General features: G+C 42.6%; 22 protein-coding genes. 11 read left to right on the plus strand and 11 right to left on the minus strand.

The window, feature by feature from the left end:
- Nucleotides 1–17 precede the first annotated feature (17 nt).
- Nucleotides 18–920: a DUF4835 family protein gene (locus NYR17_RS01310; protein ID WP_302505896.1), complete on the plus strand. Its 903-nt coding sequence runs from the start codon at nucleotides 18–20 to the stop codon at nucleotides 918–920.
- 52 nt (nucleotides 921–972) lie between these two features.
- A complete protein-coding gene (gene lysA / locus NYR17_RS01315; RefSeq protein WP_302505897.1) occupies nucleotides 973–2,172 on the plus strand; it encodes a diaminopimelate decarboxylase in 1,200 nt (399 codons plus the stop codon).
- Between the two features lie 208 nt (nucleotides 2,173–2,380).
- Here lysA and feoB read toward each other — a convergent pair whose 3' ends face one another.
- The 5 genes from feoB to NYR17_RS01340 form a co-directional block, all read right to left on the minus strand.
- Entirely contained in the window at nucleotides 2,381–4,420 is a 2,040-nt protein-coding gene (gene feoB / locus NYR17_RS01320) for a ferrous iron transport protein B (protein WP_302505898.1), read from the minus strand.
- The gene (locus NYR17_RS01325) at nucleotides 4,417–4,710 is read right to left on the minus strand and encodes a FeoA family protein (protein ID WP_302505899.1); all 294 of its coding nucleotides are present in this window, start codon (nucleotides 4,708–4,710) and stop codon (nucleotides 4,417–4,419) included. Before NYR17_RS01325 ends, feoB begins: the two co-directional genes overlap by 4 nt.
- A gap of 158 nt (nucleotides 4,711–4,868) precedes the next feature.
- A complete protein-coding gene (locus NYR17_RS01330; protein WP_302505900.1) occupies nucleotides 4,869–5,381 on the minus strand; it encodes a hypothetical protein in 513 nt (170 codons plus the stop codon).
- 555 nt (nucleotides 5,382–5,936) lie between these two features.
- Complete coding sequence (locus NYR17_RS01335; protein WP_302505901.1) at nucleotides 5,937–6,437, minus strand: hypothetical protein; 501 nt, start codon at nucleotides 6,435–6,437, stop codon at nucleotides 5,937–5,939.
- A gap of 241 nt (nucleotides 6,438–6,678) precedes the next feature.
- Complete coding sequence (locus tag NYR17_RS01340) at nucleotides 6,679–7,191, minus strand: hypothetical protein (protein ID WP_302505902.1); 513 nt, start codon at nucleotides 7,189–7,191, stop codon at nucleotides 6,679–6,681.
- A 123-nt stretch (nucleotides 7,192–7,314) separates the two neighbouring features.
- Between NYR17_RS01340 and mnmA the strand changes: the two genes are divergently transcribed.
- From mnmA to NYR17_RS01365, 5 genes are all read left to right on the plus strand, one after another.
- A complete protein-coding gene (gene mnmA, locus NYR17_RS01345) occupies nucleotides 7,315–8,502 on the plus strand; it encodes a tRNA 2-thiouridine(34) synthase MnmA (protein ID WP_302505903.1) in 1,188 nt (395 codons plus the stop codon).
- A gap of 93 nt (nucleotides 8,503–8,595) precedes the next feature.
- Nucleotides 8,596–9,810, plus strand: a complete 1,215-nt coding sequence (gene hflX, locus NYR17_RS01350; RefSeq protein ID WP_302505904.1) for a GTPase HflX — start codon at nucleotides 8,596–8,598, stop codon at nucleotides 9,808–9,810.
- 57 nt (nucleotides 9,811–9,867) lie between these two features.
- A complete protein-coding gene (locus NYR17_RS01355) occupies nucleotides 9,868–10,689 on the plus strand; it encodes a GLPGLI family protein (RefSeq protein WP_302505905.1) in 822 nt (273 codons plus the stop codon).
- 43 nt (nucleotides 10,690–10,732) lie between these two features.
- A complete protein-coding gene (locus NYR17_RS01360) occupies nucleotides 10,733–11,467 on the plus strand; it encodes a DNA alkylation repair protein (RefSeq protein WP_302505906.1) in 735 nt (244 codons plus the stop codon).
- Nucleotides 11,448–11,918: a YdeI/OmpD-associated family protein gene (locus NYR17_RS01365; protein WP_302505907.1), complete on the plus strand. Its 471-nt coding sequence runs from the start codon at nucleotides 11,448–11,450 to the stop codon at nucleotides 11,916–11,918. Before NYR17_RS01360 ends, NYR17_RS01365 begins: the two co-directional genes overlap by 20 nt.
- Nucleotides 11,919–11,998: 80 nt before the next feature.
- On the opposite strand, the gene NYR17_RS01370 is transcribed toward NYR17_RS01365, so the two are convergent.
- Nucleotides 11,999–12,721: a rhomboid family intramembrane serine protease gene (locus NYR17_RS01370; protein WP_438826605.1), complete on the minus strand. Its 723-nt coding sequence runs from the start codon at nucleotides 12,719–12,721 to the stop codon at nucleotides 11,999–12,001.
- A 166-nt stretch (nucleotides 12,722–12,887) separates the two neighbouring features.
- On the opposite strand from NYR17_RS01370, the gene NYR17_RS01375 reads away from it, so the two are divergent.
- From NYR17_RS01375 to rnpA, 4 genes are read left to right on the plus strand one after another with little or no spacing between them, the layout of a single operon-like run.
- Nucleotides 12,888–14,021 (plus strand): DUF3078 domain-containing protein, encoded by a 1,134-nt coding sequence (locus NYR17_RS01375; protein WP_302505908.1) that lies wholly within the window; start codon nucleotides 12,888–12,890, stop codon nucleotides 14,019–14,021.
- Complete coding sequence (locus NYR17_RS01380; protein ID WP_302505909.1) at nucleotides 14,018–14,644, plus strand: TatD family hydrolase; 627 nt, start codon at nucleotides 14,018–14,020, stop codon at nucleotides 14,642–14,644. Before NYR17_RS01375 ends, NYR17_RS01380 begins: the two co-directional genes overlap by 4 nt.
- On the plus strand, nucleotides 14,641–15,363 hold the full coding sequence (locus tag NYR17_RS01385) for a tRNA threonylcarbamoyladenosine dehydratase (protein ID WP_302505910.1): 723 nt from the start codon (nucleotides 14,641–14,643) through the stop codon (nucleotides 15,361–15,363). The genes NYR17_RS01380 and NYR17_RS01385 overlap by 4 nt, the downstream gene beginning before the upstream one ends.
- Nucleotides 15,363–15,716: a ribonuclease P protein component gene (rnpA, locus tag NYR17_RS01390; protein WP_302505911.1), complete on the plus strand. Its 354-nt coding sequence runs from the start codon at nucleotides 15,363–15,365 to the stop codon at nucleotides 15,714–15,716. The genes NYR17_RS01385 and rnpA overlap by 1 nt, the downstream gene beginning before the upstream one ends.
- 1 nt (nucleotide 15,717) lies before the next feature.
- Here rnpA and NYR17_RS01395 read toward each other — a convergent pair whose 3' ends face one another.
- From NYR17_RS01395 to miaB, 5 genes are read right to left on the minus strand one after another with little or no spacing between them, the layout of a single operon-like run.
- Nucleotides 15,718–17,235, minus strand: a complete 1,518-nt coding sequence (locus NYR17_RS01395) for a hypothetical protein (RefSeq protein WP_302505912.1) — start codon at nucleotides 17,233–17,235, stop codon at nucleotides 15,718–15,720.
- Between the two features lie 3 nt (nucleotides 17,236–17,238).
- A complete protein-coding gene (gene lptE, locus NYR17_RS01400; RefSeq protein WP_302505913.1) occupies nucleotides 17,239–17,766 on the minus strand; it encodes an LptE family protein in 528 nt (175 codons plus the stop codon).
- A 10-nt stretch (nucleotides 17,767–17,776) separates the two neighbouring features.
- A complete protein-coding gene (locus NYR17_RS01405) occupies nucleotides 17,777–18,430 on the minus strand; it encodes a hypothetical protein (RefSeq protein WP_302505914.1) in 654 nt (217 codons plus the stop codon).
- Nucleotides 18,431–18,455: 25 nt separating this feature from the next.
- On the minus strand, nucleotides 18,456–19,730 hold the full coding sequence (locus tag NYR17_RS01410) for a sigma-54 interaction domain-containing protein (RefSeq protein ID WP_302505915.1): 1,275 nt from the start codon (nucleotides 19,728–19,730) through the stop codon (nucleotides 18,456–18,458).
- Nucleotides 19,731–19,774: 44 nt separating this feature from the next.
- Complete coding sequence (miaB, locus tag NYR17_RS01415; protein ID WP_302505916.1) at nucleotides 19,775–21,208, minus strand: tRNA (N6-isopentenyl adenosine(37)-C2)-methylthiotransferase MiaB; 1,434 nt, start codon at nucleotides 21,206–21,208, stop codon at nucleotides 19,775–19,777.
- Nucleotides 21,209–21,402: the final 194 nt, after the last annotated feature.

The raw sequence follows: 21,402 nt of genomic DNA on the forward strand, positions 1-21,402 counted from the left end.
TAAATAGAGTTTAGATAATGAAAAAATGGCTTTTAATTCTCGTGGTGTTTTATGCTTCTATGGGCTTTGGGCAAGAGCTTCAAGCCAATGTGCAAGTCAACTATGCTCAGATTGGCGGGAGTAACACGCAGGTTTATAAAACCTTAGAAAAAAACCTTAGAGATTTTATCAATAATACCAGTTGGACAGGCAAAAAGCTTAAAAACTTTGAAAAAATCAAATGTAACTTTGCGATTATTATTTCTGAAAAAACAGGAAATAATGCGTTTAGAGGCAGTTTGGTGGTGCAGGCGGTACGCCCTGTTTTCAATACCCAATACGAAAGCCCGCTCCTTAATATCAACGATACCAATTTTAGCTTTGAATACACCGAAAATGAAAATTTAGTCTTCAATGAAAGACAATTTTCGGGCAAAAACCTCATAGATGTCATTAGTTTTTACACTTATATGATTTTGGGTTATGATGCCGATTCATTTCAAAATAAAGGGGGACAGCCGTGGTTTGAAAAAGCCCAACGGATTTCTCAAAACTCTCAAAATCAGAACTATAAAGGCTGGTCGCTCATAGAGGGCAACCGCACGCGTGGCGCTCTCATTGACAATTTGCTTAAAACCGAAAACAACACACTTCGGCAGGTTTATTATACTTACCACAGAAACGGGTTGGATAATTTATACAACACGAATAGCCCCAAAGCCAAACGCAGCATTGCAGAGGCTTTGCTGAAACTGAAGTATTACGAGAACAGCTTCCAGATGAATTATCCGTTCAATCTCTTTATAGACACCAAAAAAGACGAGATTTTCAATATTTTTAGCCAAGGGAATAACGCTGCGGTGAATATTGCAGAACTCAAAACAATGATGATGCTCTTCGCACCGAAAGATATAGATACCAAATGGAACAAGTGGAAGTAGACTTCGGATTTCTTTTTCCTATTTTTATCGCTTAAAAATTTATTTTTTTATTATGAATTCACAAAATTTGTTGAATATCGCCCAAGAATTTGGGACACCAGTATATGTGTATGATGCCGCTTCTATTAAGGCGCAATACGAAAAACTTACTTCTTCTTTTTCCGAGAAAACCCGATTTTTTTACGCTGCAAAAGCCCTGACCAACATCAATATTTTAAAATATATTGAACAGTTGGGAGCGTCGTTAGATTGTGTGTCCATTAACGAGGTTAAATTAGGGCTTCGTGCTGGTTTTTCCAATGATAGAATCCTCTTCACGCCCAACTCTGTGGACATTGCAGAGGTGGAAGAGGCAGTGGATTTAGGCGTGCATATCAATATTGATAATATCTCCATTTTGGAGCAATTTGGGAATAAATTTGGTGGGTCGTATCCTATTTTTGTGCGCATCAATCCGCATATTTTTGCTGGCGGCAACTATAAAATTTCTACAGGACATATTGATTCCAAATTTGGGATTTCTATCCATCAGCTGCGCCATATTGAGCGTGTGGCTAAAACCACAGGTCTGAATATAGAAGGGCTGCATATGCACACGGGTAGCGAGATTAAAGACCCTGAGGTTTTTCTCCAAGGCTTAGAAATTATGTTGGAGTTGGCAGAGCATTTTCCTCAATTAAAATACATTGATATGGGCAGCGGCTTCAAAATTCCGTATCAAGAAACCGATATGGAAACCGATGTTGCCAACTTAGGCACCAAGGTAGAACACGCCTTAGCCGAGTACAACCGAGCGCACGGCAAAGCCTTAGAACTTTGGTTTGAACCTGGTAAATTTTTGGTGGGGCAGTGCGGGCATTTTTTAGTGAAGTCTAATGTGATTAAACAAACCACAGCTACTGTATTCGTGGGGGTTAATTCGGGCTTTAACCATCTCATTCGCCCGATGTTTTATGATTCTTACCACAAGATAGAAAACCTCTCTAACCCTAATGGACCCGAGCGCATTTACACCGTGGTGGGGAATATCTGCGAAACGGATACCTTCGCGTGGGATAGAAAACTCAACGAGGTGAGGGAAGGCGATATTTTGGTGTTTAGAAATGCAGGGGCTTATGGCTTTGAGATGAGCTCTAATTTTAACTCTCGCCTAAAACCTGCAGAAGTCTTATGGATAGAGGGCAAAGCCCAATTGATCAGAAAACGCGATGAATTTGAAGATTTATTGCGCAATCAGATAGAAGTTTTGTAAAGAAAAAAATAGCGTGGGAGTTTTTGAGGCTCCCATTTTTTATTGCTTTGATTTTTAAGAACATCCACAGTCTTTATCGCAGTGGGTTCTTTTGCTGTTGAACTTTTTAGGCGAAAAGTTTTTCTTAAAAATTTTAAAAATAGAATAACACGCAAAGCCAACAATCAAAGTGACTAAAATATACTGAATACTACTATCCATGACCTTTTTACTTAAATAATTGATAAACGATAAGTGCTGCCACATATGCCAATCCAGACATTCCCACCAGCTGGATCATCGTCCATTTTAAACTTTTGGTTTCTCGGTAAACCACCGCAATGGTGGAGATACACTGCATCGCGAAGGCATAATAAATCAAGATGGAAAGCCCTGTGGCAAGGTTAAACACCTTTTCGCCATTAGGTTTGGTGTCGTGCTGCATTTTATAGATGATTTTCCCCTCTGGTGCATCATCATCTAAACTATAGAGCGTGGACATCGTGCCCACAAAAACCTCTCGGGCGGCAAAGCTGGTTAAGATGCCCACGCCCATTTTCCAATCATAGCCTAAAGGTGCAATGGCGGGCTCCATACTTCTCCCAATTTTAGCGAGGTAAGAGCTTTTTAGGGGCACATCAGCGCTGATCCACTCGGAACTGTTTTGCTTAGGACCGAAATAACTTAGTGCCCATAAGATGATGCTCACTGCAAAAATAACGCGCCCAGCGCCTGTGATGAACTCCCAAACTTTGCCCAACACCAACTTAAAATCATAGCCGAAAAGTGGCATTTTATAAGTAGGCAAATCCATCACGAGGAAAGATTTTTCTTTTGTTTTGATGATCTTCTTTAAGACCCAAGATGAGACCAAAGCCATTGCAAAGCCCAAAAGATACATCGCCATCAGGGCTAAAGCTCTATAGCCAATCCCAAAAGCATAACGGTCTGGAATGACCAAAGTGATGATGATGCTATAAATGGGCAGTCGTGCCGAGCAAGTCATAAAAGGGGTTACCAGAATGGTTATCAGCCGCTCCTTGATGTTTTCAATATTTCGGGTAGACATAATGGCAGGGATGGCACACGCTGTACCAGAAACCAGCGGCACGATACTTTTACCATTGAGCCCAAACGGTCGGAGGAGCCTATCCATCAGGAAAACCACCCGCGCCATATAGCCAGAATCTTCTAATAAATAAAGAAAATAAAGCAAAATACCAATCTGCGGCGCAAAGACAATAATGCCGCCCACGCCGGGGATAATGCCATTAGAAACCAAACTATTCAGCGGTCCTTCTGGGAGGTGGGTTGCCGCCATTTCGGAGAGCCAACTAAAACCGCTTTCTATCCAGTTCATAGGGTATTCCGCTAAGAAGAATACGCTTTGGAAAATTAAAAGCAACAAAAATCCGAAGATGATGTACCCCCAAAAACGATGCACTAAAATTTGGTCTAACTTTTCGGTTAGGCGTTCTTTTAATAAGGCTTTTTTGGTAATCACATCTCCGATGATGCGGTCTATGCTTTGATAGCGCCTGATGGTTTCTTGGACTTGTAGCCGCTTGGGCACGGCGCAATTTTGGTCTTTCTTGGCTAACTCATCACGGATGGATTTAATTTCTCCAGAGTGAATATCGGAGGAGAGGAGCGTCCAGATTTTATAATGATGAGGTTCGTTGAGCTGTGCGCTTAACTTTTCAACCAAACCCGCCTGAGCGGTTGGGATTTCAAAAAAGGGTGTGGTCTGGGTTTTAAAATCATTGTTGTAGATGGCTTCTCTTAGGGACTCCACGCCAATGTTGGCTTTGGCATTCGTTGCGAAGACAGGCACGCCCAAATGTTGCTCTAACTGAGCGAGGTCTATGCTCAATCCACGCTTTTCGGCTTGGTCTATTTGATTAACCACCAGAATAACAGGGATGCCCAAGTCCATAATTTGTTGCAACAACAGTAGCCCACGCTTAATGCTGATGGCTTCTAAAATGTACACCACCCCAGTATAGTGGGCGCGCTCTTCTATCAAGTATTGGCTAAACACCGCCTCGTCTTCGGAGGAAGGGTAGAGGCTATAAGCCCCAGGAAGGTCGGTAACTTCTACGGTTTCGTTTTTATAGCGGTATTCCCCTTTTAGGCTGGCAACGGTAACGCCAGCATAGTTCCCCGTTTTTTGAGTTCTATTGCAGAGGATGTTAAAAAGGGTGGACTTCCCCACATTAGGGTTCCCCACCAGCAGAATTTGTTTAGGCGTTTGAGTGTTGGGCATCATAGCGTATTACCGTTTATAGGGGGTGTTGATGAGGATAAAGGCTTCACGAGGATGAATTCGGCTTCTTCTTCGCGCAGGGCTATTCTACTTTTTTCTTCGCCAAATTCTATATACAAAGGTCCACGGAAAGGGGCTTGGTAAAGAATGCGGAATGCAGTATTGGGCAACAATCCCATTTCTATAATTTTGGTGGGCATCTCTAAGGCATCATCATCATAGCCTATAATTTCGCCGAGCTGCCCTTGCGGAAAACAGCATAGTTTTTCATTATGTTTTGCTTCTAATGCCATTGTGTATTGGGTCTTTATCAGACTGCAAATATAATTATTTAAAACTAATCTAAATAGAAAAGCCTCCAGAAAATCACCGAACTGGTGTAAAAGTCAGTTGGGAGTATCGGTTTTTCAATCCATCATACTCCCCAAGTCAAAAAATACGAATGAAGCCCCTACAACCCAAACACCACCCCAGTATAAGGCACAAAGCCGCTGCCAAAATGACTCTTATTCGGTTGGTAGAGCACATTATAAGAGAACCCGAATTGCATAGAGGCATTAGCCCCTAACCGATAGCGATAGCCGCCACCCAAATAGAGCGCTGTCTCTTGCGCATTGATGTTTTCATAAGCTTTGATGCGGATAAAATACTGTTGCAGCATAGAGTGCAAGAAGAAATTCTGCCCCACATAATAAGTCGCATAGGGGCCAATGCCGAGCATAGAGGAGTTATAATGCCTACCATCGCGGTAAGTATAATCCCCAGCCACACCCAGTTCTAAATCTTGTGCCGCCCGATAGCCCAACCTCGGCGAGAGGTAGATAGAAGTGCCCCCAGAGCCACCACCAAAACCAGCATAACCACCAAACACCCACCGAGAGGGCATTGGCTGAGGTTCTTCAAGTTGAGAAAAGCCCCAAGCAAAACTTAAAAGGGCAGTTAGTATTCCTATTTTTCTTATCATTATATCTCATTTTAAAGGAATACAAATGTACTATATTTATTTTAATCCTCATAGCAGTTCTCTATTGTTCTGTACGCTGTTTTTTGAGGCTTTATTCTTTCAATTGAAGAAGTGATAGGCTCAAAATTACCCCCATTAGGTATTGATTTAATGGTTGCAGGCTCAAAATTACACCCCATTAGGTATTGATTTAATGGTTGCAGGCTCAAAATTACACCCCATTAGGTATTGATTTAATGGTTGCAGGCTCAAAATTACACCCCATTAGGTATTGATTTAATGGTTGCAGGCTCAAAATTACACCCCATTAGGTATTGATTTAATGGTTGCAGGCTCAAAATTACACCCCATTAGGTATTGATTTAATGGTTGCAGGCTCAAAATTACACCCCATTAGGTATTGATTTAATGGTTGCAGGCTCAAAATTACATCCTATTAGGTATTGATTTAATGACTATAGGGAGTAAAAAAAGCCCCATAGGCTTTCTTTAGAAATCTATGGGGTTATAAAATTCAATTGTGGGTTGTTTCTTGAAACCTTATTGAATTAAGGTTTAGTCCTTTAGCGTTTCTTCTGGCGCCTCGGAGGTGCTATTGGTGGCACCTCGGGACTGGTAGTAACTACTCAGGTCTTTGTATATGCTGGTAGTACCCGCTTCGTTTTGAGAAGCCAAAAACTTGATATACCGATAGTAAGAAATGGATGCCGTGTAATTATCATAATCTAAAAGGGTCTTAGTATCGGTCATCATCTCAATAACTCTGTTGAGCTTCTTTAGCGGTGATTCTAACTGTGTTCTGGCTGAATAATCCATATCAAACTCTGCCTTGTCTATGGTAGGTGGCACAGTGCTGGGTTCTTGCTCCATATAGAACTTGCATTTGTCTACCAAGACCTTGTTTTTATCAGCTATACGCCCATATTGTCGCCGTTCATCAGGGCTTAGGTTAATCGCTTTAGGTCTTATAACATTAAAAATAGTGTTAATCGCTTCATCAATGGTTTGCAGTTCTTGGGCTGAAAACTCTACGGAAATTAAATTGTCAATTGCCATAATAATTAGATTTTTTAGGGTTAATAAATTAAGTGATAGTTCTATCTATTAAAGATAATGGAACTGGTTGTAAATATATAAAAATTATTTGAAAACCCAATAGGGTGTTTTTATGATGATTTAATTTTCACTTCAAATTGAATAGAAAACATTTTGCCTTTTTCGCTGAAAGTACAATCATCAGAAGTCTTTTGAGGTGTTATAAAAAATCCCTCACCTAATCAAGGCGAGGGATGGCGGGTTAAAAATGATAACCAATTCTTAAGTGGAGGTCTATTTCTCCATAATTAAGGTCATTAAACTGGTGGCGGAAACCAAAACCTGCACCTACTTCGTAATGAAAATGATCGCCTAAATTTCGTCTAATGCCCCATTTAGGTACTATAGAAATGCTTTGGTAGTCTGTATATTGACCACCAAAGGACTTTTCGGGTCTATAGGATATGCCCACAGTGAGAAAGTTGGCAGCATTAGCCGTAGTATTTTTGCCTTGCTCAGCTCTGCGTTTAATGTTATAGTAGTATCTTGGCTCTAAGGAGGCGTCTAAAAACCAACCTGTACCCACACCAGCATACCATTTAGGCAGCGTTCCTATTTCGGCGCGTACAGCCCATTGGTCTGATAAGCCTATTTCTGTATTGACCCAAGCCCCCACAAAACCGATTTCTGCATTATAAGTGTGGGCGGCTACTTTGTCCTCTTGCCCAAAACAAAGGGTAGAGGCTAAACCTAATAAAAATGTTAATTTTTTCATAGATAAGTTATTGTTTTTTTAAGATTTAATCAATGGCGCCAAAATATAAAAATTATTTGAACCCCAAATAAAAGTTGTAAATTTGCCTATCATTTGGCACCGTAGTGCCTTTAAATAAAGATTATGAAAGTAGTGGTTGGATTATCAGGAGGCGTGGATAGCAGCGTGGCGGCTTACCTTCTACAGCAGCAGGGGCACGAGGTCATCGCCCTATTTATGAGGAATTGGAATGATGCTTCCGTAACTTTGGAAGATGAGTGCCCGTGGGTAGAAGACAGTAATGATGCCTTGTTGGTCGCGCAGAAGTTAGGCATTCCCTTTCAAGTGATTGATATGAGCGAGCTGTACAAAGAACGCATTGTAGATTATATGTTCAGCGAGTACGAAAAGGGGCGCACACCCAATCCAGATGTACTCTGCAACCGCGAGGTCAAGTTTGATGTTTTTATGAAAACAGCCCTTTCTCTCGGTGCAGATAAGGTGGCAACGGGGCATTATGCCAGATTGCAGACCACCACTACCGAAGAGGGCGCGCCGCAATATCATCTCTTGGCAGGGAAGGACCACCACAAAGACCAAAGCTATTTCCTCTGTCAGCTGAGCCAAGAGCAGTTGTCTAAATCCTTATTCCCAATAGGGGAGCTCACCAAACCCGAAGTCCGAGAGATCGCAAAGTCTATCGGTTTGGTTACGGCAGATAAGAAAGATTCACAGGGGCTTTGTTTCATTGGTAAAGTCAGCTTGCCACAGTTTTTACAGCAACAATTAAAACTCAAAGAAGGCGATATTGTGGAGATATTCAAAGATTTTGAGGCTTACCACCAACCCCTACCAGCATTCAACAACAAACACGAGGAATTGCAATATCTATCCCGAAAAATCAAATATCAAAAAACCGATGGCAAAGTGATTGGCAAGCACCAAGGCGCTCAGTTTTTTACCATTGGGCAGAGCAAAGGCTTGGGCATTGGTGGGCATAAAGAGAGTTGCTTTATCATCAGTAGAGATGTGGAGGAGAACCTGATTTTCGTTGGTGAGGGCAGACAGTTCCCAGGGCTCTTCCAAAAGGTGGTTAAGATACAACCTGCGGATATCCATTGGGTACGAGAAGATTTAAAACTCAACCACGGCGAAACGATGGAGGTTATGGCGAGAATTCGCTACCGCCAAGCCTTAGAAAAAGCCACCATCCACCAATACGAAGATGGGTTGTATCTTGAATTTCAACACCCACAGTCTGCTGTAGCCGAAGGACAATTTGCCGCTTGGTATATCGGTGATGAACTGATAGGCAGTGGGGTGATGAGTTAAATCTAAAACCGAGAACAACGAGTTGAGTCACTACCGCTCTTGTTGCGGAAATGGTCTTTAATTTGTATATCTCAGCACTTTAAAAAAGCATTTATGTTAGAAAAAAAAGAACATTTATATGAAAAAGCCGTTTTGGTGGGCTTAATCACCAAAGACCAAGATGAGGACAAACTCACCGAATATTTAGATGAGTTGGAGTTCTTGGCTTATACCGCAGGGGCTACCGTGGAGAAGCGCTTCACGCAGAAGCTCTCCCAGCCAGATTCCAGAACTTTTGTGGGCAAGGGTAAGATGGAGGAAATTAGGGATTTCGTAAAAGAACACGAAATCGGTACCCTGATCTTTGATGATGAACTTTCGCCCTCACAGTTGAAAAATTTGGAGCGAGAGATGGAGATCAAAATTTTAGACCGTACCAACCTTATTTTGGACATCTTTGCACAGCGGGCGCAGACTTCCTATGCCAGAACGCAGGTGGAGTTGGCTCAATATGAATACCTACTGCCACGCCTCACAAGGATGTGGACGCACTTAGAGCGCCAGCGTGGGGGAATCGGGATGAGAGGTCCAGGGGAAACCGAGATTGAAACCGACCGAAGAATCATCCGCGATAGAATTTCATTGCTTAAAGACAAGCTGAAAACCATAGATAAACAGATGGCAACCCAGCGCAACAACCGTGGCAAAATGGTGCGAGCAGCGTTGGTGGGCTATACCAATGTGGGTAAATCTACGCTGATGAACGCCATTTCTAAATCCGAGGTTTTTGCCGAAAATAAACTCTTCGCTACGCTGGATACCACGGTGCGAAAGGTGGTTATTGGCAATTTGCCATTTTTGTTGACAGATACGGTGGGATTCATTCGCAAGCTGCCTACACAGTTGGTGGAGAGCTTTAAATCTACGCTGGATGAGGTAAGAGAGGCGGATTTGCTCATTCATGTGGTGGATATTTCGCACGAAAGTTTTGAAGACCACATCGCCTCGGTTAATCAGATTTTGCAGGAAATAGAGGCGAACCAAAAGCCAACGATTATGATTTTTAACAAAATCGATGACTTTACCTACGAGAAAAAAGATGAAGACGACCTGACCCCAAGCACCAAGAAAAATATCTCGCTGGAAGAATGGAAAAAAACATGGATGGCTAAATCCAAACACCCTACAGTGTTTATATCGGCGCTTACCAAGGAGAATTTTCCAGAGATGAAAAAACTCATCTATGATACCGTGCACGATATCCACATTTCCAGATTTCCGTACAATGATTTCTTATTTCAATATTACGATAACGATGAGGAAGCGTAAGGCGGCTTGATGGCGATTTCAAGGTTGGGCGGAATGATTTCAGCATGATAATAGACTATGAAACCAGCACTAAAAATCATCATTTGGGGTTTTCTTTTTGCGGCGGCGTATGGCTTTGGGCAAAATTATAAAATGGTGTATGCCTTTGATATGAAGTATAACCCACAGCACGAGGGCATTCGGGAGTATATGGCATTGCTACAGCAAGGGCAAGAATCGGAGTTTTTGAATCAGAAATATGTGACCATAGACTCGCTGAACCGCCAAAATCCAAAGCAGAAACAATATATAACGCCACGCTATGCCGACATTGTCAAAAATACCGCCGAACCGCAAAAATCTCTATTTTACAAAGCACTTGATGGCTTTATTTATGAATTTCCGAAAACCATAGACCTCCAGTGGCAAATTCATCAAGAGAAAAAAGAAATTTTAAGCTATCAGTGTCAAAGGGCAACTGTGGATTATGGAGGCAGACATTGGGAAGCGTGGTTTTCTGATGGAATTCCGATTCACTCGGGGCCGTATGTGTTTAGAGGCTTACCAGGGCTGATTCTCGCTATTGCCGACCAAGAGGGCTATTTTAAATATCAGCTCATCTCCATAGAGCAACAGCCTGAAATCCGATGGGTAGAGCCTCAAGCGGTGATGGATGGGCAATTGGATAGACTCAATGAAGACCATTGGCATCGCATCATCCAAAGTTATTATGAAAACCCTCTGGCGAATTATAAACTCAACCAATGGAAGCTCTACAAATTCGATGGTACCGCCTATCAGGAGCAAGATTATAGAGCTTTGGCTGACCAAATTCGGCAGGAACTCAAAAGAAAAAATAATCCGATAGAAAAAGAATATCAGCTCACCACCGCAGACTAAGGCTGTGTTTTTCTGTGGTGATGAAAATATCAACCGAAAAAAAATGGGACTTAACGAAGACATCATTCAAGCGCTAAACGATTTAGCGCAACCAGAAAAAGCGGCATTCTTTCCGCGTTTCTTTAAGACCGGCAAAGGCGAATACGCCGAGGGCGACCAGTTCATTGGGGTTACTGTACCAGACCAACGCCAAGTGGCAAAAGCCTATGGAAAAGCCATCAGTCTGCCAGAATTGAAGGCATTGCTCTATGCGCCCATTCACGAATATCGGCTGACCGCTTTATTGATGTTGGTACAGAAATACGAAAAGACCAAAAATCCAGAAGAAAAAGCCGAGTTGGTGCAATTTTATTTGGACAATTTAGAACCCGTTAACAATTGGGATTTGGTGGATAGCACGGCATACAAAATTTTAGGTCGACATTGTTTTGAAACTCAAAATCCCTCATCAATAGAGGCTTTGGCAGGTATAGACCATTTATGGCGACAGCGTATTGCGGTGGTGGCAACGCTCCATTACATCAAAAAACAAAGTTTTGATTTGCCGTTGAGGATAATCCTAAAAAACCTCCAACATTCCCACGACTTAATGCAAAAAGCCAACGGCTGGATGCTCCGCGAGATAGGCAAAAAAGATGAAAAAACTTTGGTTCAGTTTTTAGAAAAACACCACCAGCAAATGCCTCGCACCACGCTGAGGTATGCCATAGAAAAATTAGATGAACTCTTAAGACAAACTTTTTTAAAGAAACCGACCTATGGAACCGATCGTATTTAAAGCCGAAATCAAGCAACACCAAAACCAAAACGCCGCCTATGTAGATTTTCCGTTTTCTGTGGAAGAAATCTTTGGGAAGAAAGGTCAAGTGAAGATCAAAGCCACCTTTGATAACCGAGTGGATTACCGTGGGAGCTTAGCCAAAATGGGCGGAACTTGCCATAGATTAGGGCTAACGCAAGAGGTCAGAGCGGCTTTGGGAAAAACCTTTGGAGATGAGGTTTCTGTGGTACTGGTGCAAGATTTGGAAGAGCGTGTGGTGGAAATTCCAGAAGATGTACAGCCGCTTTTTGATGCTGCACCCCAAGCCCGCACGATGTATGATGCCCTTTCTTATACCCACCGCAAAGAATTTATGCGATGGATTACTTCAGCAAAAAAGCCCGAAACCCGCGAGCGCCGAAAAGCCCAACTTATCGATTTGATTTTATCAGGAAAGAAAGGTGTTTAGCGTTAGTTTTTGAGAAATATCCGCCTCCACGAAAGCGAAAATCAGGATGAAATTAAGCCTTTCCATCGCTAAAAATGAGGTTACGAATTTCTTCTAATCTCATCTAAATGCTCCCAAATATCCGTTTTTTTGAGTTGCGGCAATTCTTGAAAATCTTCAGGGTGTTCGGCTTTGTATTGTTGCCAGATTTTATCATCTCTCTCACTGTAATAGTTGGGATATTGCCAGATGAATTTTTGTTTTTTATCGCCTTGTTTGCGGTACATCAGTGCTAAGGCGGTTCCTACGGCGGCACCCATCAGATGCGATTGCCAAGAAACGCGGCTCGGTTCTTCTAAAGTTGAAAAAAGTTCTTCAGGGAAGATGCCCCAAATTAAACTGCCATAATAGAACGCCACCAATAGCGAGATGATGAGCAACTTGACATCCCAGCGGAAAACACCACTAAAAAACAGGAAAAATGCCAGCATATATACCAAGCCACTCGCTCCAATGATGCAGGAATAAACCGTTTCGCCAGTGTAGAGGTCTATTTGAGGCATCAGCCAGACCAAAAATTCGGTGGAGAACCAGCCTAAGGCAAAGATGGTGGAGGCTATTTTAGGGTAAAACTGATACAGTAAAAACATCAGAACGGCTAAGGGAACCGAGTTGCCCCAAATATGATCTAAGCCATCGTGTAAAAATGGCGAGAAGAAAATGCCTTTCAGTCCTTGTGGTGTTAGCGGGATGAGAGCGCCTTGGCAATTGCTAAAAAAACCGAAGGATTGTAATAGAAAAGTGCCCCATATGGCTAATAGCATTACGGTGGGCATCAGTATTGCGCGGATATGTATCGATTTAAATATCATAAGTTTCAATCCCCACAAATGCTTTGCCAAGACCAAAAGCTTGTAAATAATGTCGGTTTATTTTCAAAAGTAGAAATTCTGTCCTATTTTTGCAGTTGATTTAAACGATGCCTCTCAGATGAATCCATATTTACTTTTATTGTTCTCTTGCTTGTTGGGTACGCTGGTGCAGGCACAGCGCTTGCCCTCGAAAAAGTTCATAGATTCCATAGCCCAACAGCGGTGGGAGCAACAAACTTTGAGTATAGACAGCCTCAGCCGCTTGACTTTGCATCCTTTAAAAACCAAGGCTGTTGATACGCTGATGCCCCCCAACGAGGGGATGATAGAAGTGATCAAAGAAGAGCCTCCCGTTACGCCTTACCATTTCCTCAAAATGAAAACACCCCAAAAATGGTTCTTCTGGGGACAGAATAATATTGAATTTAACCAATCCAGCTTTTCGAATTGGAATGCGGGCGGGAACAACAGCATCGGCATTATTGCCAAGTTGGATTACAATATTTCGTATAAGAAAAACGAGCATTATTGGGAGAACATCATCAAAATGGGTTATGGTTTTAACTCCACCCAAGGGCAATCATCAAGGAAAACCGAGGATTACCTTAACATTATGAGCAACTACGGCTATGAGATTGGCAAGAATTATTATCTCTCCACGGGCATTCAACTTTTAACTCAGTTTATGCCGGGGTATAATTACAGCGCTACGCCTGATCCTTCTTATGCAGATCGCATTTCTAAATTTATGGCACCAGGGTATTTTAATGCAGGGGTGGGTATTTCCTACAATCCTAATAAAAATTTCCAAGCGATATTCCGACCTGCCAATGCCAAGCTGACCTTTGTTTTAGATAAAGACCTCCAGCGCAAAGACCGCTATGGTTTGGAGCGAGATGGGCAAAGTTTAAGGGCAGAGTTGGGGGCGATGCTCACGCTTTTGTATAGAATACAACTGTATAAAGATATTTTGTTCACCAGCCGATTGGGGCTTTTTACCAACTATTTGGAGCATATGGAGCGCGTGGATGTGAATTATAACGGCACCATAGACCTTAAGTTTAACCAATTCATTTCCACAACTTTTAATATCAACCTGCTCTACGACCATGACCAAATCCAGCGCGTACAGCTCAAGCAAACCCTTGGTGTTGGGTTTTTGTATAATTTTGGGGTAGATGAAAAGAAAAAAGCCCCGAAGAAAAAAAATAAACTCAAACCTTTCATTTTAAAACCGATAGAAGTCTTATGATGTTTAATGCTCACCACCACGATTTAGGAGCGTTGGGGATTTATAACCTCCCATTGCGGACGGAAGTATTACCGTCTTATTACTCCATAGGCTTGCACCCAGCAAAGGTCACGACAGACTACGCCAAAGCCTTACCTCAACTTTTGGAGTTAGCCGAATTCCCAGAATGTGTAGCCATTGGTGAGTGTGGGTTAGATGGTTTAGTGGAGGTACCGGAGGCACTTCAAGAGGAGGCTTTTAAAGCCCAAATAGCCATAGCTGAACAGTTGCAAAAACCACTGATAATCCATTGTGTAAAGCGCTATTACGAGGTGGCTAAACTCTGCGAAAACCTTAAAGTGCCTGTTGTTTTCCACGGTTTTAATAAAAATGAAACCATTGCCGAGATGCTTTTAGAAAAAGGCTATTATTTGTCGTTTGGCAAGGCACTACTGAATACGGAAACATTGCAGGAAACTTTTAAGAAAACGCCCATAGAGCGTCTGTTTTTAGAAACCGATGCTGCCAAAGTGGACTTGTCAGAAATTTATTATACCGCAGCGACTTTAAAGCAAATGAGCGTGACAGGGCTGGAGCGGCAGATTTTGGCTAATGTGAACACTGTTTTTAATCTGAATTTATGATAGAACACTGGCAAGAGAGAACAGAATTGCTTTTAAAAACCGAGGGCGTAGAGCGTTTGGAAGCTGCTTCGGTATTGGTGGTTGGCTTGGGTGGCGTGGGCTCTTTTGCGGCGGAATTTTTGGCGCGTGCTGGCGTGGGGCATCTCACCATTATTGACGGAGATGAGGTGGATATCACCAATGTTAATCGGCAGTTGCCCGCATTGCGCTCCACGGTGGGACAGCCCAAAGTAGAGGTGGTGGCAGCCCGATTGTTGGATATCAACCCTCAGCTTCAGTTGACTGCCATCAACGAATTTTTAACGCCAGAACGCATGGAGGAAATCATCACGGCGCAGCCTTTCCACTATATTTTGGATTGTATAGACAGTGTTTCGCCTAAGATTGCGCTAATCAAAGCGGCAAAGCGTCATAAAGTAAAGATTATCAGTGCTATGGGGGCTGGCGGAAAAACAGATCCTGCCCAAGTGGTGGTGCGGGATATTAGCAAAACCAAAAATTGCTTTTTAGCTAAGCAAGTACGAAAAAGATTGAGAAAAGACCACATCAATAAAGGGGTGAAGTGCGTATTTTCCACAGAACTCCAAAAAGAAGACAGCCTAAAACTGACTGATGGCACGCATTATAAACGCTCGTTTTATGGAACGGTGAGTTTTATGCCAGCACTATTTGGGCTCTATGCTGCGGCTACGGTCATTAACTATTTAACAAAACCTTGATGCTCAACCAAAAATTTTATCCTCAAGAAAAACTCAAATCTAAGACACAAATTCGGTTGCTTTTTGAACAAGGGCAGTGGACTTCTTGTGGCAACCTCCGTGTGATTGCGCGCGCTGTTGATGAGGGAGAACAACCGAAAGTAGGCGTTTCGGTTTCTAAAAAATATTTTAAAAGAGCCGTGGATAGAAACCGCATTAAGCGTTTGTTGAGAGAATGCTACCGCCGACACAAAGCGGCATACCGAGACCAATTTGGACACCACGCTCACACGATGCTCTTCTGGACTTCGTATGAGATGCCTCAAAATTACCAAGAAATGGAGCGTACTTTTCTAAAACTTTGCTCGGAATAATTTAAGCTTTGCCAGCGCGAAGCGCTTTTACTTCTTGTATTTTCTCCTCAAAATAAGCCGTTTTTTCAGGGTGTTTCTCCTTTAAAATTTCATAGGCCTCTATCCCTTTGCTAAAGAGGTGTTGCTCTACATAGAGGTTGGCAAGGGTTTCTGTCATCAGGTGCGAAATGTCATCGCCTTTGTCCTTAATAACGAATTCTTTTTCTTCCTTTACGCTGTTTTTTTCGTTTTTAGAAATGGTAGGATTGGTTTCTATAAATTTCTCAATAATTTGGGCTTTTTTATTCTCTGTCTCTTCGGTATTGGTGGCTTTGTCTTCTTCTCTATCGATTTTGAGCCAATTTTGCCAAGTATCAATAAATGAAGAAACATTGCTTTCCTTAGGTTGGACATCGGATAAATTGGTTGAGGTATCCTCTGATTTTGGCGTTTCGGTGGTTTCCTCTAATTTACCCAAATGAGGGCTGAAGAAGGAGACATCAATCACTTGGCGCTCCTCTATTTTTTGAGGTTGGGGTTCTTCTATTTTTGGTGGTGCAGGCTTTGCCGAAGGCGCTGTTTTTTTGCCGATAAGGGCATCAGGCGTTTGGATTTCAACCTGCATCGGTTTCCACGCGGTAGGAGTGTCAGCGGTTGTGTTTTCGTGTTCTTCTACTGCGGTAGGGGTTTCTTTTGCGTGATTATCCACCATGATTTCCGTTTCGTTGGTTTGAGGTAAAGCCTCGGTGATTTCTGGCTGCGGTGGGGTTGGTGTTTTAAATTTAATGTGAGGGAGAAAAGCCTCCATTTGCTGAAAACTGAGCTCTATTTCTTCATTTTCTGAAGCCTCGGTTTCTGTATTTGCTACTTCTTCCGAAGTTGGAATTTCTTCGGTTTGAGGTTGCGTGGTTTCTGGTTTTGGCGTTGTTTCTATTGGGTTAAAATCAACGGTTGGACTGGAAATATCCGAAATATTTTCGGTTGCCGAGGTATTGATTTCTGTGACTTCTTCCGAAGTTGAATTTTCTTCGGTTTTGTGGTCTGTATTTTTTACTTTATTTTCTATTTCTTGCGTTTCTATTGGTTGAGGCAAAACCTCATCAATAGGCGGTTGCGCAAGGTTTTCATCGTGTTGTGGCAGAGCATCATCAAGGTTGTTCACTTGGAGTTCTTCTTCCTCTACGATAATGCCTGTTGCTTCTTCTTGTGGCTTGGCAGTTAGCGGCGTGGCAACTTCTGATGAAACGGCCTCAGGAGCGGTTACAGCGGTATTTTCAAGCTGTGGTTTAATGGAAGGTTCGTTTTTTTTGTGGCGCCCTACAATCAGTTGGTATAGGATTTTTTTGTCTGTGGTGTAAGCTGCCGTTTCGGAAAGCATAGGTTGATAGAGTTCTGGCTGAAACTGGTGAACACCAATCAGTTTGAGCGCCCGCAGGGACTGCAGATAGGGATAATGATCCAGCTCCTTTTGCAAGAGGTCTAAATCTTCTTGTTGGAGGTTTTGGGGCTGTTTTATCAATTCTAAAATTCGTGTCTTCATAATTTACCAGTTAGCAACAATATCATTAAAAATTTTATTGATAATCCTTTCATTAACGAGTTTTACCTGTGAGGCTTCTATTTGTGTGATGTCTAACTCACTACTGTAGGTGGCTTCATCGGTATAGGTTCTATCAAAGTTAAGTTTGGGGTCTATGGCGTTTTCGTAGTGGACTTTTACGGTAATCACCAATTTGTTCTGTGCCGCTTGTACAATGCCGCCCTGAGCCTCCACTCCAGAAGTGATGGTGGTAGGCTCGTTAAGGCGGTAGTCTGTGATTTCCCCTTCGATCAGCAAATCTGGATTTTGGTTGGTGCCTTTAAGCGTGGTTCTTTGTAGAAAGCGGTTTTGTAATTCTATGGTGAACTGTTGGCTTAAGTCGGGATTAACCAAAGCGGCATTATTCGGGAAGTTTTTAATCTGTATGGTGCGCATCTCTGGCGTTAGTGAGTTTCCTGTAAAGCTATAACAAGAAACCAAGAGCCACAGCGCGCCGAATATACCGCAGATGGAAAGGGAAGGTCTGAGCATAATTTATATTCTAAAAAATAGTTGCTTTTGTTTTCGTTTGCTGGATGCCATCTTCATAAGAAGCGTATTGTATAGCATAAACTAAAGGGATTGATAAAATAATTCCAATACAGAATAGGATAAAACCAGCAGCACTTATCAATGAAACAATGATGGCAAAACCGATAATATTGAGTCCATTGCCTTTGCTCATCTGTTTAGAGAGTTTCCAGCTGTCCATTAGCGAATGTCTTTCTAACTCCATCAGAGCTACCACATAGTAACCTTTAATCAGGAAATAAATCGCCACCAGATACATGGCTAAAATATAAAGACTAAATAATGGGGTAGGCTCTTGATTGGCATCAGTAAGGATAGTTAATGGAATTTGAATCAGTAAAGAAAACCCCCAAACAATAAGGCTTAATTTTAAAAAGTGCCTAAAGTCAGAGAAGTCAAAAATATCGCCTGCAGAAGCGTTTTCGCCACGGTTGAGCTTGCGGCATAGTTTAATAAAATTGCCCAGCGCCATTATACCACAGAGAGGGATAATGCTCATCACGATCAGCGCTAAAAATGCCAAGATGATGGTGGACATATGGTTTTTAAATAATTCAAAACCTTGGTTCAAATATTCTCCTAATTTGAACTTTACAGGGGCTGGAGTAAAAGAATGTGTACTCATAATAAATAATTTTTAATGGTTTATGTTAATCTTCTAAATGATATTGTTTAATTTTTCTATACAAAGTTCTCTGCGAAATTCCCAGCTCTTCTGCCGCCTTATTTCTGCGCCCTTTGTACTTTTCTAAAGCCTTTATAATCAGCTCTTTCTCGTTGTTTTGTAACGATAATGAGGTGGCGGGCGCCTCTTCCGCTTCTATATCTTCTGCCTCTATATGCTCGTGCACAGGCTCTACAATGCTGGGCTCTGCGTGGTGCGTAGGCGTTTCAAAATAAAGGAGCGAGTTGTTGCTAACGGGCGGTTGCTCTGGGGTATAAATTCGGTTGATCAGGCTCTTTTCTTGGAGGCTAAAATCCCCATTGCCACGGTTTTTAATCAGCTCTGAGGTAAGGGCTTTCAGGTCGTTAATATCATTGCGCATATCAAAGAGGATCTTATACATAATCTCTCTTTCGGTGTTAAACTCTGAGCTGGAAACCCCACTGCCGCCCTTCTGAACCACGGCAGGGAGGTTGGCTTGCATTGGGATGTATTCCGCTAATCTGGTTGCGCTAATTTCTCTATTGTGCTCCACCACCGTTAGTTGCTCCACCAAATTTCTCAGCTGGCGGATGTTCCCAGGGAACGGATAGTTTTCCAAATAGCGGATGCCATCTTCGGTAAGGTGGATTTCGGGCATTCTGTATTTTTCCGCAAAGTCTATCGCAAATTTTCTAAAAAGAAGGTGGATGTCGCCCTTGCGCTCACGGAGCGGCGGCATATCAATCTGGACAGTATTGAGGCGGTAGTATAAATCTTCCCGAAAACGCCCATCTTGTATGGCATTCATCATATTAACATTGGTGGCAGCCACTATTCTCACATTGGTTTTTTGGATTTGAGAAGAGCCCACTTTCATAAACTCGCCGCTTTCTAAAACTCTAAGCAAGCGCACTTGGGTTTGTAGGGGTAGCTCTCCCACTTCATCGAGGAAAATAGTGCCACCATCAGCCACTTCAAAATAACCTTTCCGCGTGGAAGTCGCTCCTGTGAAAGCGCCTTTTTCGTGTCCAAACAATTCGGAATCTATGGTCCCTTCGGGGATGGCGCCGCAGTTGACCACAATATAAGGTTGGTGCTTGCGCCGAGATTCTGCGTGGATGATTTTGGGGATGTGCTCTTTCCCCACGCCGCTTTCGCCAATCACCAAAACCGAAATGTCTGTGGGTGCCACTTGTATGGCTTTTTCTATGGCTCGGTTGAGGGCAGGGTAGTTCCCGATAATCCCAAATCTATTTTTTATGTTTTGAAGTTCTGTCATCGTTTTTCCTTAATTTTAAAGGTTAATGGCGCACTGTGGCACGTTTAGTTTATTCTTCCCAAGAGCGTTCCTTGGGTGTTGTCATACACGAAAACCTCTACTAAATCGCCGATGTTTTGTCCTTCGGCTTTGTCAAAAACCACTACTGCATTTTGGGAATTTCTGCCTTTCCATTGGTTTTTATCTTTCTTGCTTTCTCCCTCTATGAGGACTTCGTGGGTGCGCCCTACATAAGATTTCATCCGCTTTCTGGAGAGTTCTCCTTGTAGGTCTATGATCTCTTGCAGTCGGCGTTTTTTAACCTCGGCAGGCACATCATCTTCCATTTTTTTATGGGCAGGCGTGCCAGGTCTTTCCGAGTACGCGAACATATAGCCATAGTCGTATTCCACCTCTTTCATCAAAGATAAAGTGTCTTGGTGGTCTTGCTCGGTTTCGCCACAGAAGCCTGCAATCATATCTTGGGAAAAGGCGATGTCTGGCACAATGGCTTTGGCTTGTTTAATGAGGTCTAAATATTCCTCGCGTGTGTGCTGGCGGTTCATCGCTTTGAGGATGGCATTGCTTCCGCTTTGTACAGGCAGGTGCACATATTTGCAGATGTTGGGATATTTTGCCATCATTTTGAAGACTTCTATGCTCATATCCTGAGGGTTAGAAGTGGCAAAGCGAATTCTCATTTTCGGTAGTTCTTGCGCCACCATTTCTAACAATTGTGCAAAGCGAATGGCTGTGGCTTTCTGCATCTCGGAGGCTTTGTCAAAGTCTTTTTTAGGACCGCCACCGTACCAAAGGTAAGAATCTACATTCTGCCCGAGGAGTGTAATTTCTTTGTAGCCGTTGTTCCAAAGTTCCTTGCATTCTTCAATGATGGAGTGGGGGTCTCGGCTGCGCTCTCTGCCTCGGGTAAAGGGAACCACGCAGAAGGTGCACATATTATCACAGCCGCGGGTAATGGTCACAAAAGCGGTCACGCCGTTGCCTCCCAAGCGCACAGGGCTGATGTCAGCATAGGTTTCTTCTTTGGAGAGGATTACATTGATGGCGTCTTTGCCGCCTTCAGTTTCTTTGAGGAGGTTGGGCAAATCTCGGTAGGCATCTGGGCCCACCACTAAATCTACCAAGTGTTCTTCTTCTAAAAACTTGGTTTTGAGGCGCTCTGCCATACAGCCTAAAACGCCTACGGTAAGGCTGGGCTTCTCGCTTTTGAGGTTTTTAAACTGTGAGAGGCGCATTCTTACGGTTTGCTCGGCTTTCTCTCTAATAGAACAGGTGTTGAGGAGGATTAAATCGGCTTCCTCGGCTTTTAGCGTGGTGTTGTAGCCTTGCTCGCTGAGGATAGAAGCCACAATTTCGCTATCCGAAAAATTCATCTGGCAGCCATAGCTCTCTAAGAAGAGTTTTTTATGATTTTTGGGTTTCTCGGCAATGGCGTATGCCTCGCCTTGTTTGGTTTCGTCTATATATTTTTCTTGCACTGTGTTTTCTTTTATGGTTGTCCCCAGTAGGCTCGGCTTGGTGCTGTGCCTGTGGGGTTTATTTTTGGTTTTGTATGCAAAGATAATAAAAATTAGGTCAAAATGGCAGAATAAAATAAATTGTAAAGAAAAAAATACAACGACTTATTTTGTCGGGGTCAGGGTTTATTTTTGCAAAGACTAATAAGGATTAA

Origin of the sequence: Riemerella columbina (assembly GCF_030517065.1) — a bacterium.
Lineage (GTDB): Bacteria > Bacteroidota > Bacteroidia > Flavobacteriales > Weeksellaceae > Riemerella > Riemerella columbina_A.